At 43.8% G+C, this 15,684-nt stretch carries 15 protein-coding genes; 14 read left to right on the top strand and 1 reads right to left on the bottom strand.

The genetic code is table 11. The features are described from left to right. Both MHI38_RS28220 and MHI38_RS28215 read left to right on the top strand, forming a co-directional pair. Nucleotides 1-1,014 (top strand): carbohydrate ABC transporter permease, encoded by a 1,014-nt coding sequence (locus tag MHI38_RS28220; RefSeq protein WP_090920923.1) that lies wholly within the window; start codon nt 1-3, stop codon nt 1,012-1,014. Between the two features lie 175 nt (nt 1,015-1,189). Beyond that, nucleotides 1,190-2,758: a glycoside hydrolase gene (locus tag MHI38_RS28215; protein WP_154886279.1), complete on the top strand. Its 1,569-nt coding sequence runs from the start codon at nt 1,190-1,192 to the stop codon at nt 2,756-2,758. Between the two features lie 116 nt (nt 2,759-2,874). Here the strand turns inward: MHI38_RS28215 and MHI38_RS28210 are convergent, their stop codons facing one another. Beyond that, a complete protein-coding gene (locus MHI38_RS28210) occupies nt 2,875-3,324 on the bottom strand; it encodes a DUF1569 domain-containing protein (protein WP_154886278.1) in 450 nt (149 codons plus the stop codon). A 156-nt stretch (nt 3,325-3,480) separates the two neighbouring features. Here MHI38_RS28210 and MHI38_RS28205 point away from each other — a divergent pair, with 156 nt between their 5' ends. The 12 genes from MHI38_RS28205 (at nt 3,481) to bglB (ending at nt 15,628) form a co-directional block, all read left to right on the top strand. Continuing rightward, nucleotides 3,481-4,257, top strand: coding sequence for a class I SAM-dependent methyltransferase (locus MHI38_RS28205; protein WP_341181980.1), 777 nt, complete (start codon nt 3,481-3,483; stop codon nt 4,255-4,257). 43 nt (nt 4,258-4,300) lie between these two features. Further along, nucleotides 4,301-5,125, top strand: a complete 825-nt coding sequence (locus tag MHI38_RS28200) for a methyltransferase domain-containing protein (RefSeq protein ID WP_341181979.1) — start codon at nt 4,301-4,303, stop codon at nt 5,123-5,125. Nucleotides 5,126-5,150: 25 nt separating this feature from the next. Continuing rightward, a complete protein-coding gene (locus tag MHI38_RS28195; RefSeq protein WP_341181978.1) occupies nt 5,151-5,444 on the top strand; it encodes a hypothetical protein in 294 nt (97 codons plus the stop codon). 56 nt (nt 5,445-5,500) lie between these two features. Then, nucleotides 5,501-5,866 carry a hypothetical protein gene (locus MHI38_RS28190; protein WP_341181977.1) on the top strand — a complete coding sequence of 122 codons (366 nt, stop codon included), beginning with the start codon at nt 5,501-5,503 and terminating at the stop codon, nt 5,864-5,866. A 52-nt stretch (nt 5,867-5,918) separates the two neighbouring features. After that, nucleotides 5,919-6,770, top strand: coding sequence for a phosphotransferase family protein (locus tag MHI38_RS28185; protein WP_341181976.1), 852 nt, complete (start codon nt 5,919-5,921; stop codon nt 6,768-6,770). A 113-nt stretch (nt 6,771-6,883) separates the two neighbouring features. Continuing rightward, the gene (locus MHI38_RS28180) at nt 6,884-7,336 is read left to right on the top strand and encodes a GNAT family N-acetyltransferase (RefSeq protein WP_341181975.1); all 453 of its coding nucleotides are present in this window, start codon (nt 6,884-6,886) and stop codon (nt 7,334-7,336) included. Between the two features lie 597 nt (nt 7,337-7,933). Continuing rightward, nucleotides 7,934-8,815 carry an AraC family transcriptional regulator gene (locus MHI38_RS28175; RefSeq protein ID WP_154983809.1) on the top strand — a complete coding sequence of 294 codons (882 nt, stop codon included), beginning with the start codon at nt 7,934-7,936 and terminating at the stop codon, nt 8,813-8,815. 22 nt (nt 8,816-8,837) lie between these two features. Then, complete coding sequence (locus MHI38_RS28170) at nt 8,838-10,109, top strand: ABC transporter substrate-binding protein (protein ID WP_339838244.1); 1,272 nt, start codon at nt 8,838-8,840, stop codon at nt 10,107-10,109. 113 nt (nt 10,110-10,222) lie between these two features. Next, the gene (locus MHI38_RS28165) at nt 10,223-11,128 is read left to right on the top strand and encodes a carbohydrate ABC transporter permease (RefSeq protein WP_339838247.1); all 906 of its coding nucleotides are present in this window, start codon (nt 10,223-10,225) and stop codon (nt 11,126-11,128) included. Next, a complete protein-coding gene (locus MHI38_RS28160) occupies nt 11,128-11,952 on the top strand; it encodes a carbohydrate ABC transporter permease (RefSeq protein ID WP_154886269.1) in 825 nt (274 codons plus the stop codon). Before MHI38_RS28165 ends, MHI38_RS28160 begins: the two co-directional genes overlap by 1 nt. 5 nt (nt 11,953-11,957) lie before the next feature. Then, the gene (locus tag MHI38_RS28155) at nt 11,958-14,513 is read left to right on the top strand and encodes a hypothetical protein (protein ID WP_341181974.1); all 2,556 of its coding nucleotides are present in this window, start codon (nt 11,958-11,960) and stop codon (nt 14,511-14,513) included. Between the two features lie 35 nt (nt 14,514-14,548). After that, on the top strand, nt 14,549-15,628 hold the full coding sequence (bglB, locus tag MHI38_RS28150) for a beta-galactosidase BglB (protein WP_339838254.1): 1,080 nt from the start codon (nt 14,549-14,551) through the stop codon (nt 15,626-15,628). Nucleotides 15,629-15,684 lie beyond the last annotated feature (56 nt).

Here is a 15,684-nt window from a genome sequence, read left to right as displayed (position 1 = left end):
ATGAAGACAGAAACCGCAGCAGGGCAACCGCCAGCGAAAAAGGAATGGCTGCATCGCCTAGGTTCCACGGCCTACTGGTTTGAAGCGATCAAGAAGTGGGCGTGGATTCTGGTTCGGTTTGTCTTGATCTTTGGCATTTCATTTGTCATTCTATATCCGATTTTATTGAAAATATCGATATCCTTTAAAAGCATGTCCGATCTGTATGACCCAACGGTGATCTGGATTCCGCGTACGTTTACGCTCGAAAACTTTAAACTGGTCTTTACGGCAATGAACTATCCCGGCGTGTTAATGAACACCTTATGGTTATCCTCTGCGGTTATGCTTCTGCAAACGATAACCTGTGTGCTAGCCGGCTATGGGTTTGCAAGAATCAAGTTCAGAGGCAGTGGTTTGTTGTTTGCTGCCGTAATATTTACCATTCTGGTGCCTACACAGACGATCATGATTCCGCTCTATCTGAATTTTAAGAATTTTGATGTGATGGGCTTAATCGAGCTGTTTCGTGGCAGTCCTGCTAATCTGATCAACACATACTGGCCGTTTCTGATCTCCGCAGCACTCGGTATGGGTGTGAAAACAGGTCTGTACGTCTACATTTTCCGCCAGTTCTTCAGAGGTATTCCGCGTGAGATTGAAGAGGCTGCCTACGTGGATGGTGCAGGATATTTCAAAACGTTTGGACGCATTATTTTGCCTAACGCGATCCCTTCAATGGTTACGGTCATGTTGTTCTCGTTCGTATGGCAATGGAATGACTCCTTCTTCACCAATATGTATTTGAATGAACCTAAAGTGATGTCGTCGATGATGTCATCCTCGGGCTTTACCATTGCGACGTATCTAACGGGCGGAGGCCAGGCTGCGGCATCTTATACACAAGACCCGTTTTTCATGTCCATGATGATGAATACGAGTGTGTTGATGGCGATTCTGCCACTGATTATCATTTATTTGTTCGTTCAGCGTCATTTTGTGGAGAGTGTGGAACGTTCCGGTCTTGTAGGATAACAGGAATCGGAGCAGGGATTAAAGGGGGAATATTTCCTTTATAACTTGAGAAGGACACTGAATTCGAAAAAATATAAGAGGCTGCCTACATAGCTGGCAGTCTCTAACCCATAGCCAATGAACGGTTTGGAGTGCAAAGATCTGCAAAGATAGACCAGGAAGAGGAGGATGAGGGATGCAAAGAGATACCCCAAAAGCAAACGATAGGCTGGATGCACAAGTCACGATTGATGGAAATATATGTTATCAGAGTATAGACAATTTTGGCGCGTCGGATGCGTGGTCGATGGAACCGCTAGGGAAGCATTGGAGCGAGGAAAACAAGGCGCAAATCGCCGATCTGTTATTTTCCAGGGAGCGAGGCATCGGGTTGTCCGCATGGCGTTTTAACATAGGCGCAGGTTCAACAGAAACCGATCAGGATCGAATTCCCGACCCTTGGAGAAGAGCCGAAGCTTTCAAAATATCAGAGGAGCACGAGTATGACTGGAGTAAACAGTCGGGCCAACAGTGGTTCCTTCAAGCCGCGCGTGATCGGGGAGTTGGGACACTTATCGCATTTGTAAATAGTCCGCCGGTATGGATGACCAAAAATGGGCATGCCCAGCCTGATCTTGAAGTGGGTTCGACGAATCTGAAACCGGAGTATAATGGAAAGTTCGCGTCGTATCTAATTGATGTTTTATCGTATTTCAAGGGAAAAGGACTTGCTTTTGACTATATTAGCCCGATCAACGAGCCGACTTGGGACTGGAATCAGTCTTGGCAGGAGGGAAATCGTTATAATAATGATGATCTGAAGCAAGTGATTCTGGAATTATATCGCCAGTTACAGCAGACCGATTTACAGACACGGATCAGTGCACCGGACGGTGTGGAAATTACGTCGCTCTTGGACGACGAATACTATCGTCAGTTTGCGGGAAGTGGTACGTATTCAAGCGGCGCTAACAAGCTGGGAACAGGGAAGTATCGGGAATACATAAAGGATATGATCGGTGATCCTGAGGTGAAAGAAGCGATAGGAAATAAAATGGCTTCTCATTCATACTGGTCTGACTACAGTAATCCGGGGGATGATCGGTTAGTCAGATTGAGGCAATTGCTGCACACGAACATGAAGCATTACGATGAAGAGAGCAAATACTGGGTGACGGAATATTGCATTCTGGGGGATTATGGTCCTGGACGTGATTTAGGGATCGAGCCAGCCCTTCATGTGGCAAGAACGATTCATTTTGATCTGGTGGAAGCGAATGCGGCAGCTTGGCAATGGTGGACAGCGGTTTCCAAAGTAGATTACAAAGATGGATTAATCTATACGGATTTTAATGAAAATGGCGATGAGCAAAATATTTTGACCTCGAAGATGCTGTGGGTACTCGGTAACTATAGCCGATTTATTCGGCCTGGTGCGAAGCGAATCGACTTGACCGGGCTTGGTGAGGAAGCCGACAGCGGTTTGTTAGGTTCTGCCTATGTCCATGTAGGAGAGCAGACCGTGACTGCTGTTTTTGTGAATCATGGTGAACATGACAAATGCGTGCAACTAGACCTTCATGAGCTAGGATTAAATGGACGAATTACGACAATGCAGTCTTACGTAACCAATGCGGAACTGGATCTGGTTTGTCAGGAGAGAGTTACCGCAGCGGAAGAAGAGCAATCTTTTATCGTGAACATTCCAGGAAAATCGGTCGTGACCGTCACTGGCTGTGTACAGAAAGTGGAAAGTAAAGAGTAAGAGCTTTACTTCATATTGCCCATGACATCATGAAGCTTGAACCATGCAGAGATGTGTGATTAAGCCATAATCTTGTCATGGGCTTTTTTCGGATTATGCGATCTGCCAAGATTAGATTAAACTCCAAATTGTTTGAGATGATGGTCCAGATGTTTATAGATGCCTTTTCCCCATTGCTCAGGCGTTAGTTTTCCGAAGAAAGGATGAGGATGATGGGAGCAGTGATCTGAGCCGTTTACTTGAAAAGTGGTAATCTGCTGTTTCAGCTTTTCTTTCTCCGTCCTAAACACTCGATCATCATCAATAACGATCGTTGGAATGGTCGACATATTTTGTGGTAAGGGCTTTTCATTGTAAAACATCGGTTTGGCAAACCGTCCAACAAGTCTTCCGAGCAACCCTCTCGGCGGGAACGTATTACCCAAGGGAATATCATGAAAAGCCACACAGTGAGCTAACATTTGAGAAACCTGCATGGTTCCCCACAGAGGTGTGGAATCTTCACGGAGTCGATCAATACGATCTGTAATTTCAGAAGCATGCTTTGTTTCAAAGATACTTTTCATTGAAGCACCCCGATCCATTATAGTAACTGGTGAACTAGAAACAGGATCATTCCATTATTGAGAGGTTTATTCTGATATGTTCAACAATAATAAAATATGGTAAGTTTAGTCAATGAAAACGAGGAAAATAATGTTAGCAAAATGGAGGCGGATACCATGGAAAACAAGGAAACATTTAATCTCGTAGTGAGTGAATATGAGCGTTACAGACCTGTCTATCCGAGCGAAATGTTTGATGATATTTTTACATATGCGAAGCTTGATAAGCAAGATTCCATTCTTGAAGTTGGTTGCGGAACAGGGCAGGCCACTGGTGGTTTGGTGAGTAAGGACTACACCAACATTACGTGTATTGAATTAGGTAGCAATTTGGCACAGTTTACCGCAGATAAATTCAGATCGTATCCATCCATTCAAGTGATCAACACTTCGTTTGAGGAATGGAATGATGGAGGAAAGCTTTTCAAGTTGATGGTGTCAGGCACAGCCTTTCATTTTATTGATCCAGAGATCGGCTACCGCAGGGCCTGGGAAGTGCTTGAGGATGAGGGATGCATAGGTTTTTTTTGGACAGTTCATGTTCCTGGCTACGACCAGCTGCATCGAGAAATCCGTGCGCATTACATTGCGCTAGCCCCTCATTTGGATGATTCTCAATATCCTTCGCCTGATGAAGTCATTCAGGAGCGCAAAGAAATAACGGAGCTTTCGGGCTTGTTCACAGACATTAAGGTCAAGGAATATAACTGGATACAGTCCTGTTCGAGCGATGAATATGTCGCACTTTTAAATACAAATTCCAAGCATCAGCAACTCTCTGAAGATGTTCGGAGTGAGCTTTTGGAGAGAATTAAACGTTCAATAGATCATACAGGCGGAATGATAGACAAACATCACAAGGTCGCTCTTTTTTTAGGTAGAAAAAAAGTGTAAAAATACAGGTTCTATCATTTTAATCAAGAGGAGGAAAAGGAATATGACTGACCCGCGTTCAACTTACAATATCCAAACCGCAGTATTAAGTTTCGAAGCTGAATTAGAGAGGTTAAAGATGCAAGCCGGCATGGGATGGTCCAAAGAATTTCGTAATCTGGCGTGGTATGGGCTCAAAAATGGAATGCGTGTACTAGAGGTCGGAAGCGGACCCGGCTACATCACGGAACAATTATTGAACAGTCTACCGGGCAGTGAGATTACCTCGCTTGAGATAGATCGTACGTTACAAGCGCAAGCCAAAGAACGGCTGAAGGACGTTTCTTCGGAGCGACTGCAATTTGTGGAATCTTCCATTTATCAGATGGACCTGCCGGATAATTCATTTGATTTTGTGGTGGCTAGGCTGATCTTTCTTCACCTGAACAATCCGATCGAAGCTGCGCAAGAAATTTATCGTGTGCTCAAGCCTGGTGGCCGGCTGGCCATTATTGATGTTGACGATGGTGTTTTTGGCGCAGTGAATCCAGATATACCGGCGCTATATACCGTATTAATGAAAATCGCGGGCTATGTAGCCCAACATGGTGGGAATCGGTTAATTGGCAGAAGTTTGCCGCGGCTCCTCTCTGAGAGTGGATACATTGATGTTGACATCGATGCGGTTGTTCAACACAGCGACATCATCGGGATGGAGGGTTTCAAGCAACAATTTAATCTCCAGCGTTTTGTACATTTTGTTGAAAAGGGTATCATTAGCCGGGAGGAGTTTGCCCAGTTAGAGCGAGCTTTCGAAGCTATAAATCATTCACCAGAAGCCTATGCCATGATGAATTTTATTACTGCTTGCGGCACGAAGCCATTGTAAGGGCTATGAGGGACGGAGGATGAAGATGAGGAAGAGTATCGTTCATGCTTTTCAGGAAACAGTCGCTCGAGGCGATCATCAGGGGATGATCAACTTATTGAAAGAATATGAACAATCCGGCGAACTAGCTGTGAATGAACGAGGCTGGGTATACTGGAATATTTCAGATGGTTATGCCCTTTTAAGAGATCCGGAGCCACTTTATGCCAATCATTTGGCATTTTTCGAATGGGGGAAGCAGATTCTCCCCCCTGAACAGTACCATTGGGTCGTTTCTGATTCTACACAGGCTTTGTCGTTGTCTCTGGGGAGCGTCTAGCTTATTTGTATCACTCCAGGAATGAAAAAGAAGTAGATTTACTTATGCATGAAACGATGCATTTAATAGATCACATCGATTGGGCTTCCTTAGAGCCAATGAAAAAAGAAGAAGTTGTCGGCAGTTGGGAAGATGTGAATTCGAGCAGAATATCACAGAGAGATATTCACATTGCGCTAAACAATCTGGCTTGTATTCTAGCGGATATTGAACAGTCTGAAGAAAGTGCGAAATTGTTCAGACAGCTACAAGATAGCGGGTACGTCTTGAATGGATATGCCTTTTCCAAATATATTTATTCGATCTGGAAGTCGGAAGGTTTAGGAGCTGTTCGGGAAGTAATGGTGGCTAACAAATCTTTTGAGTTCCCTGAACTGACTAAACATAGTTCTACTCTTGTTGAGATCGGAGATCAGATTTAAGCATGCAATAGTGAATAGCACTTAATGGAAATAAGAAAGAAGGAATCCTAAAATGATACATGACATCTTGTTAACTCGATTCCTCAATGTAAAAATCGTCGAATTAACTGGCGGTTATACGAATATGACCCTCTTACTTGAGGGAACAGACATGAAGAGGGTTGCCAAAATCTATCATGTGAATAACGCAGATGCAAAGACAGAAATAAATGCACTGAGGCTGTTAACTCATTCTGGGGTGACTCCGCGAGTGTATGATTTTTTTGAACAGGATGAACGGCTATTTGTAATGATGGACTATTTCCCGGGCGTAAATGCACAGACAATTTTGGATCAAGATGGACTTGAACAAGACAGGAGAATGTATGAGCAACTGGGTAAATATCTTGCCAAAGAGGTGCACTCCGTCAAACGAGACAATAAAGACACAGACACGGAGTTGCCCGTTATCATGAAATCCGCTGTTGCTGTGGATGGACTTGAGTTCATCCCCACCGGAATCATGAGCATGGCAAATGAAGTGTTAAGCACTCCTGATCATGGGGAACAAACTCTGATTCACGGGGATTATGGGCCTCATAATGTAATGTTTGGTCACGATTCCTTGTTCATTTTGGATTGGGAGTGGGCAGGCTGGGGGAACCCGTTATTTGATGTGGCATGGGTTGTCTGGTTTGTGCATTTACATTATCCTGATATGGCGAAGAAACTGTCAGGAGCCTTCTTAAGTACATATACAGAACATACAAATATCCAAATATCACATGATTTAATCCGATCTTACGCCACATCCAAAGTAATACAGATTATGAACCGCATCAAGAATGCCCACCCGGATGTACAGAAGGAATGGTTGCGAAGATTAGAATGGACGCTTCATACGAACTTTAGTGTAAATGAATAGCGAGATGAATCAAACCGAAATACCTAAGCCTATGTGGAAGGAGTGATGCAGTATGAGTAAACAGTTGAATATGTGCATTATAAAACGAAGAAAACCATTAGGAGGATCTTTAAATGACTATTCAGGTGAGACCGGTTTCGATGGATGATTGGTTTGCTTGTACTCAATTACAGGTAAGTGAAGAACAGAAAAAGGCGTTCCCTGCACCCGTGGTATATTGGTTGGCTGAGTCCAGGTTTGTCACTGACTTTCAACCCGTGGCCATCTACAAGGACTTAGATTTGGTAGGTTTTGCAGTATACTCCGATCAAGAGCATGACGAGGGTGATTATTGGCTGCCTGCTTTGATGATTGATAGTAAATATCAGGGTAGAGGATATGGAAAAGAAGCGCTTCGTGCTTTGATTCAAAGGATGCAAAAGACACTAAACTGCAAACGCATTCTAATTGGACATAGGCCTGATAATCACGTTGCCGGCGCCTTATACGAATCTCTTGGTTTTCAGCGGATCAGTGAGCAACTTATCGATGGTGAGGTTGTTCGAGCTCTGAAATTTGGCATATAAAGGGTTTGAATAACGTCTTTATGATGGATTGAGCTGATGAGCCTCAACTTGTTTGGAGAGGAGGGACAGACGAAGATGAACATATTCAAAAGGCTGACCTTTTGGTTAGTCCTTTTCTCATTACTGGTATGTTTCAATAACCTAACGGGCAATGACGATAAAAACATTTTGATATATTTAACGAATCCATTCAATCCACTATTAAACCGCTGGCTAACAGGCATCAATATGAACCCGGAGACAACGTACTTGTTTAAACCTCTCATTTGTGGATTACATCTACTCTTTTGGACAGCATTGGGTCTGATTATTGATAAATTAATAAAGAAGGATAACATCAGGAAACAAACCGGGAGGTAATATTCAATAATGGTTGATCAACCACGTCGTAGACTAAGAGCTATGGCGTGTTTTTTATTTCCAGCATTTAGATGGTTGAGATCCTTTGGAATCATTTGCAACAATTGTGATCAACAATACAGCAATATAGTTCATATTAGTTCGAAATATCTGTGATACAATTCATTGTAAAGCGCTATCATTACAAATGATTAAACTATATTGCTATTTGTATTCAGAGAAGGGAGATCTTTATTGATGTTAACTATACACACCCCGACGAATATGGCATTGCAGGAAAATGAAGTTTATGTGCGCTCAGAAGCTGACAATTTTCAGGATGAATGGCCCATTCATACACATAACGGGTATGAGATTCATTATTTCATCCAAGGGGATGCAACCTTCTTAATCGGTGATCGAATCTATAAGCCGAAGCCCGGGGATATGTTTATTTTCAGAGGTGGAGTTCCTCATCGAATTAATCCTTCGAGAGAGATTGTGTACAAGCGAAGTTTTGTTAATTTTACGGAAATATTGCTATTAGATATGCTCGAACTTAGTCAATTAGAAAATCTGATGTCTATTTTCCGTCACCCCGACGGTTTATTGGTACATTGGTCCCCGGAGGAGCGTGAATACATCTCAAGTACATTTAAAGGGATTAAAGAGGAGATGGATGCCCGAAGTGCGGGATGCAAAACGATGGTTAAATTGATTCTTACTCAGTTGCTACTGCGGATTTATCGAAAAATGACTACGGAGCAATCTGTCGATCCGATTCTGATTTCCTCACAGAAGCAGTCCAGTGTGAGCCGGGTTCTTCATTATTTGAACCAAAATTATGCGGAGAACGTTTCGCTGGATGAACTGTCCAAAACGCTACATTTGAATAAATATTATATTTGTCATTCTTTTAAAGAAACAACGGGATATACGATCAGCAATTATGTCATACGAAAAAGGGTGGCAGAGGCCAAAAAGCTGTTGCTATCTACCGATGCACCGATTTTGTCTATATCCGAGACATTAGGCTTCAATACGCCTGTGTATTTCAGCAGAGCATTCAAACAATACGTCGGTGTTTCTCCACAGTTGTTCCGTAAAAACGAATTGCTTCATGTATCCCAAAATCATTAATTCTTCTTAAGGAGAGGTTAAAATGACAAGAAAAACATGGTTTAAGATGAGCATCAGCGCGTTACTGACAGCGGTGCTCATCCTGCTGAGTGCTTGTGGAGATGCAGGTAACAACGCTAATGGGAAACAAAAATCTCTTGATTTCTTATGGTTCTCTGATGGGAAAGAAGGAGAAGTCATCAAGGAGGTCATTAAGGAATACGAGCAAAGTAATACTAACGTAAAAATCAATCTGATTGAAGTCGGCTTCAAGGATATTCAAACCAAGTTGAAAACGATGTTATCCGGAGGTAAACCACCAGCCTTGAGCCGGGTGACGGATACGGGGTCTTTTGCCAATCAGGCTGTTGATCTTACCCCTTATGTACAGAATGCGGAACAATTCCAAGATCAATTTATCGACTCGCTTAAACCTTACTATGTTATGGATAACAAACTGGTAGCCGCACCGATGGATGTTACAGCAAATGGATTGATTTATAACAAAACCTTGTTTGATAAAGCCGGTGTCAAGGTGCCAACTTCTCCAGATGAAGTATGGACTTGGGATGAATATATCGCTGCATTAAAGCAGGTGATGGACAAAGGCGGAGCACGGTATGGCATGGTTTGGGATGTCACTCCCCACCGGTGGTCTACGCTGTTGTACCAGAATGGCGGAAGCATCTTGACAGAGGATGGCAGTGCTGCGGCGATTAACAGTGAAGCTGGAATTCGCTCCATGGAGATGTTCAAACAGCTTCATCAAGAGGGTATCATGCCTGAATCGGTATGGCTGGGTGGAGAAAATCCGAACAACTTGTTCCGTTCCGGAACGGTAGCGGCGCACTGGGCTGGCAACTGGATGATTAGCAATTATAAGGATATTACCGACTTCGAATGGGGTGTCACCTACATGCCAAAAGGAACGCAGCGTTCTTCCGTACCCGGAGGGAAGTTCCTTATGGCCTTTAAGGGCAGCGGACAGGAAGAGGAAGCTGCAAAGTTTATTGAATATTTGACGTCCAAGGAAGTGAATTCCAAATATAATCAGGAGTCCTTGTTCATGAGTCCAAGGAAGGACAGTTCCACACTGAATTATGAATTTGGCAAGGAGATGTTTGAAGTTTTCTCGGATGAACTGAAAAACAGTTCGCCGCTTGCAGCGAATGATTGGTCCAGACAAACGCTTATATCCAAGATTTCTACGGATTTGAAAAATCATATTATGGACGTGTTATCCGATAAAGCAACCCCGCAGGATGCATTGGATCAGATGGCTAAGCAGATCAATGAAGCCATTGCCAGTCAATAAGGTCTAAACCAAACACAAAGTTAAACGTAAAGCCAAATGTTCATCACAACCGGGGGCTTAGCGATTCCAGTTAGGCCTCCCTTTCGTTTAATTTATAAGGAAGGGGCACGCAGATGAGTGAAGCACAGCGAACAAATCATAAAACATTGACCAAACAGAACAGGAAACTCGTTATTGCTCCGTATCTGTTCATACTTCCGAATCTCCTGATCTTTAGTACATTTATTGTCTTTCCCTCTTTATTGGGGCTGTACTATTCATTCCATGTCTATGATGGGTTGAATCCGATGAAGTTTAATGGGCTGGACAATTATATGAAGATTCTGACGGATCAGGAGTTCTGGTCAACCATAGGACGAACAGGCGTTTATGCTGTCATTGTTGTTCCGTTAATTTATGCAACGGCTTTAGGCATTGCGTTGTTGCTAGCGCGTGAGATTCGGATGCGCGGTTTCTTCAGAGCTATCTTTTACTGGCCGACCATGATTTCCTTTATCATTGTAGGTTTAACCTGGAAGTGGATTTTCGGAGATTCTTTCGGCATTCTGAATCATCTGTTAACGATGGCAGGTGCAGAACCCGTAGGCTTTCTAACTTCATCTTTCTGGGCCAATACGGCCGTTATTGTAGCGACGGTATGGTCACGAGCAGGATTTTTCATGGTCATTTTTATTGCGGGGTTACAAGCTATACCCACAGATTATTATGAGGCCGCTCGCTTGGATGGAGCAACGGGCACCAAAGTTTTTCGTTATATTACCTTACCACTACTGAAGCCGACAAGTTTACTCGTGGTTATGCTTTGTCTGATTGACGCGTTTAAAGCCTTCCCACTTATGTTTGCGCTTACAGGCGGTGGGCCAGGTAAAGAGACGACCTTTATTGTTCAATACATTTATGAGATTGGATTTAACAGGCAGGAATTAGGTCTGGCCAGTGCCATGTCCGTTATTTTGTTTATACTTATTGGCGGTTTCTCGGCGCTTCAATTCCGCTTATCGAAAGGAGGAGCTGTCTGATGGTGATGAAACCTATGGCCAAAATTGCAATCTACAGTATATTGAGTGTGGCTGCAGTGTTATGGCTCCTGCCTGTACTATGGGTTGTGATCTCTGCTCTGAAAACCAATAGCGATCTATACAGCTTTCCTCCTAAATTGTGGCCAGATCCAGTGACCTTCGAACATTTTAAGGCGGCATTCAAAAAAGGTGATTTTGGCTTGTATTTTATGAATAGTACGATCGTCACGATATCTTCAACGTTATTGCTGTTATTGATCAATTCCATGGCAGGGTTTGCACTCGCAAAATATCGCTTCCGTGGAAGCTCCATTATACTTATTGCTTTTATCTCAACACTTATGATCCCGATTGAGGTCATTATGATCCCAATCTTCAAAGTGCTAAGTGCACTTGGTTTATATAACAGCCTGCTTGCCATCATCATTCCGCCTGCAGCAACGCCGACAGGTGTGTTCCTTATGCGGCAATATTTGCTGACCGTACCGGATGAGTTGTTAGAAGCGGCTCGTATGGATGGAGCTGGCGAATGGAAAATTTACTGGAGCATTATTCTTCCGATAGCCAAGCCCATTCTGGCTGTACTTGCGATCTTTTCTTTTATGTGGAGATGGGATGATTTCGTATGGCCGTTAATTGCAATCAGTGATCCATCCAAATACACCATTCAGCTGGCGCTCTCTAATTTTATTGGGGAATACAATGTCGATTGGGGAAGCCTGCTTGCGATGTCCGTTATTACGATGCTTCCGGTCTTAATTGTATTTATGGTTTTCCAGCGTTATTTTGTCAGCGGTATGATTACTTCAGGGATGAAAGGATGAGTTAAATGATAGAATCCACCCAGGGCGGGACGGAAACTTTAAATTACAAGCCGATGAAACTAGGCGGAGATCAAGTGATCAATCATTGGTTGATCAATGGTATATATACGGAGCCTGTTGCGTTTGTTCCAACAACGATGGAGGGAGATATTAATGATTGGCTTATCGATGGATTTGCTATTCACGAAAACCCGTGCAGGCAGGAGTTTGTTGAACATAGAAGATCACAGCCTGTATCCCGATTTTTCGATCAATGGAGTGAGTTCCCGAGTCCGGGAGATCGATTTCGTGGAGAACAGGGTGAAAAGCCATGGGAGATTTATTCTCCCTGGGGTAATCCGCGAGTAGAGAAATCAGGTTTCTGGTTTGTACCCACTCATCTACGTAGCTATGCCGCGACACGTCTGGTCTCTCCAACCGCTCATAAGGCGTCATTCCGAATCAAAACGTATGGAAGCCTGACACTGTGGATCAATGGAGAACAGGTCACGGATTTTGCGCCACTTGTTCGTAACAAGGAGCAGGAAATCGTGATTCAAGCCGATCTTGTAGCCGGAATCAATGAGATTTATGCCTGCTGGGAGGATCTGGCTGAACGAGATACGATGTATGCTTTTGCCTTAGAATACCTTGGAAAAGAAGAATTGCAAGTTTCGTTGCCTATTGCTTCCCATTTGGTAGAGCCTGTGCGATCCGCCGAGCGTGCTCTGGAACAAGCTTACTTTCCTTCGGATATTTTTAAAGGCGAACAGATTAAACTGAAGCTTCCGCTTTCCTTGCCAGATATCATTAGAGAGATGCGTGTTGAGTATGGCAATTTCTTTGATGGCACCGAAAATAAGACGATACAGATCGCCGAGAAGGAAGCGGAGCTGGTTCTGGGACATACCAATGAAATTGGACATCATTACGTCTATTTCACGCTGACCCTTTCGGTTTCAAACGTAGTCGTCACCAAAAAGTTTGGCTGCCAATCCTACGATACCCGATATGATGAGGCTGCTCAACAAGCCAAGGATATTGAAGCCCGCAAATTGCTGGCTCTGAAGTGTATTGCCGAGAAGGGTAGCTCTAACATTCACACAGCGATCGCTATGCTAAAAACAAATGGCAATGTGCAAGACGCGGAGACCATGTTGTTAGAAGGTGTGGAGGGCATTGAAGAGCGGAAGGATTGTAGTGATTTTTATCTCGTAGGGCTGTTCCGGCTATGGAGAGATGAACGAGATAGCGGGTTGTTCAGTGAAGCATTCTGGGAGCGGGTAAAAGCAAGTATCCTGAATTATCGGTATTGGATCGATGAACCTGGCGATGATGTGATGTGGTTTTTCAGTGAGAATCATGCTTTGTTGTTCCATACGAATGAACTGTTAGCGGGGCAATTGTTTGGGGAAGAAATGTTCACGAATAGTGGTGAAACCGGTGAAGTACATCGTCAGAAGGCAGAGCAGCGGCTTGCTTTATGGTTTGAACGCTTTATGGAAGAAGGATTGGCTGAATGGAATTCTAGTGCGTACATTCCCATTGATGCCGTTGGACTCTTGCATATTTACGAGTTTGCTCAGAATGAACAACTTAGAGAGCAAGCGAAAAAAGCAATGGATTTGTTATTTTATTATATTACGATTCAGATGCATCAAGAGGTGATGTCAACCACGTTTGGCCGTAGCTACGAGAAGGAATTGCTGGGGAGTTATGCCGCGGGGACAACGTCCATGTGCTGGATCGGTTATGGTGTCGGTCATGTGAACAATTATTCGATTAGTAACGTGGCTCTAAGTTTATCCGATTATATCCCTCCTGCGGCTTATCAGGAACATCTGTTGCTTGAGGAAAATCAACAGCTAACGTTTACCAATCAGCAGGGCAAGGGAGGGTATGCCAAACTCTATCATTATCGAACAGCGGAGTACGCTTTGTCCTCCATTATAAACTTTAGACCAGGCAAGCCAGGTTATCAGGAACATGTCAACCATCTGTCCCTGTCGCCAGAGGCGCAGGTATGGGTGAATCATCCCGCAGAGATATACAAACATGGGGATGGCAGGCCTTGTTTCTGGGCTGGAAATGGTATTTTGCCTGACGTTGTTCAGCATGAAGCGATCGCTTTGATGATGTTTGATATTCCGGCAACGCATACTTCGGATTGGACACATGCTTATTTTCCTACGTCATTTTTCACAACATGGGAGAAACATGAGAATTGGTATTTTGGCTGTCTGAATAAAGGGTATGTGGCTCTATATGCAGCGAATGGAACGAGCATGGAGAAGAACGGAGTGACCAGAGAGCGTGAGCTTGTTTCCCCCGGATTGCGTAATGCCTGGATTATCAGAGCAGGCAATGAATCGCAATTCGGATCATTTAGCCATTTTATAGACCAAGTTCGTTCTTCCAGCCCGCAATTCGACAGTACTTCTCTGACGCTTAGCCTGACCGATCCGATATACGGTTCCGTTCAGTGGGGAATGAACAAACCTTTATTTGTCAAAGGAGAGGAAATCGTACATGCAGGTCATGGTGTTATGGGACAGTTGCATCTAGATAACATCAAACGTTGAATCGTGTGCAATAAAATCTGGGGAGTGAAACAATCATGCTGAATCAAGATATGCTTATGGAGAAAATAAGCAAGGTATCAGGTGCGATGAAATCGATGAAAAACACAAGCATCAACGAACAGTTTCCCATTGGACTGATCGACATTCATCTATGGGAATGGCCTCAAGGGGTCGGACTTTACGGTCTCCTTCAGCTCTATGAAGCAACCAACGATGCTGAAGTGCTTCGTTTTCTTGAATCCTGGTATGATGCCAGGCTGATGGAGGGACTACCCGAGAAAAATGTGAATACCTGTGCACCGTTGCTTACTTTAATGACACTAAGCCAGCTGACCGGAAACAATGAGTACGAACGTGTCTGTGAAGAATGGAGCAGCTGGATTATGGATGAACTGCTACGGACCGGAGATGGTGCGTTTCAGCATATGATCACGGGAGATGCAAATGACGGACAGATTCTGATTGATACCCTTTTTATGACGGTGTTGTTTTTGGCCAAAGCCGGAGTGCACTTTAAGAAACAAGCCTATGTGGAAGAAGCCAAGCGGCAATTCCTTGTGCATATTAAATATCTGTACAATAAACAAACCGGATTATTCTATCACGGCTGGGATTTCAATGAAAACCATAACTATGGTGCTGTTCATTGGGGAAGAGGAAATGCATGGTATACGGCCGGAGTGATGGATTTTCTAAATATCATTCCCATTGAAGATGGGCTCAAGGCTTATCTGCTGGATACAGCGACTGCGCAAGTCAGAGCACTTAGCAAGCTGCAGCATGAGGATGGCATGTGGCATACGGTACTGGATGATCCAGACTCCTATAAAGAAACGTCCGCAACGGCGGCGTTTGGATACGGAATTCTCAAGGGAATCCGGTACGGCTACCTGGATGAATCCTATCTTGATACGGGGATGAGGGCGCTTGAAGCCGTGTTGCAGCATATTGATGAAACCGGAGTCGTACAGCAAGTATCTTATGGAACACCTGTAGGGCATGATGCCCAGTTTTATAAAGAAATACCGATTAGTCCGATGGGCTATGGACAAGCGTTGACGTTATTTATCCTCATTGAGGGCTTGCGGTCTTCAGTCGTTGCAGAAGTGTCTTAAAAAAGATAATACTCTCTACATGATTCGATAAAATTTCACCCTATAGCGAAGCCCTC

It is taken from the genome of Paenibacillus sp. FSL K6-1558 (assembly GCF_038002565.1).
In the GTDB taxonomy this organism is placed as follows: domain Bacteria; phylum Bacillota; class Bacilli; order Paenibacillales; family Paenibacillaceae; genus Paenibacillus; species Paenibacillus polysaccharolyticus.
The sequence above is the reverse complement of the archived record's forward strand: the minus strand, read 5'-3'. Positions and strand labels throughout refer to the sequence as shown.

Coding starts and splice junctions, on each gene's coding strand:
- bglB (WP_339838254.1), top strand. CDS start 14,549: ATGCTGAATCAAGATATGCTTATGGAGAAAATAAGCAAGGTATCAGGT.
- MHI38_RS28160 (WP_154886269.1), top strand. CDS start 11,128: ATGGTGATGAAACCTATGGCCAAAATTGCAATCTACAGTATATTGAGT.
- MHI38_RS28180 (WP_341181975.1), top strand. CDS start 6,884: ATGACTATTCAGGTGAGACCGGTTTCGATGGATGATTGGTTTGCTTGT.
- MHI38_RS28215 (WP_154886279.1), top strand. CDS start 1,190: ATGCAAAGAGATACCCCAAAAGCAAACGATAGGCTGGATGCACAAGTC.
- MHI38_RS28190 (WP_341181977.1), top strand. CDS start 5,501: ATGCATTTAATAGATCACATCGATTGGGCTTCCTTAGAGCCAATGAAA.
- MHI38_RS28170 (WP_339838244.1), top strand. CDS start 8,838: ATGACAAGAAAAACATGGTTTAAGATGAGCATCAGCGCGTTACTGACA.
- MHI38_RS28220 (WP_090920923.1), top strand. CDS start 1: ATGAAGACAGAAACCGCAGCAGGGCAACCGCCAGCGAAAAAGGAATGG.
- MHI38_RS28210 (WP_154886278.1), bottom strand. CDS start 3,324: ATGAAAAGTATCTTTGAAACAAAGCATGCTTCTGAAATTACAGATCGT.
- MHI38_RS28175 (WP_154983809.1), top strand. CDS start 7,934: ATGTTAACTATACACACCCCGACGAATATGGCATTGCAGGAAAATGAA.
- MHI38_RS28205 (WP_341181980.1), top strand. CDS start 3,481: ATGGAAAACAAGGAAACATTTAATCTCGTAGTGAGTGAATATGAGCGT.
- MHI38_RS28165 (WP_339838247.1), top strand. CDS start 10,223: ATGAGTGAAGCACAGCGAACAAATCATAAAACATTGACCAAACAGAAC.
- MHI38_RS28185 (WP_341181976.1), top strand. CDS start 5,919: ATGATACATGACATCTTGTTAACTCGATTCCTCAATGTAAAAATCGTC.
- MHI38_RS28200 (WP_341181979.1), top strand. CDS start 4,301: ATGACTGACCCGCGTTCAACTTACAATATCCAAACCGCAGTATTAAGT.
- MHI38_RS28155 (WP_341181974.1), top strand. CDS start 11,958: ATGATAGAATCCACCCAGGGCGGGACGGAAACTTTAAATTACAAGCCG.
- MHI38_RS28195 (WP_341181978.1), top strand. CDS start 5,151: ATGAGGAAGAGTATCGTTCATGCTTTTCAGGAAACAGTCGCTCGAGGC.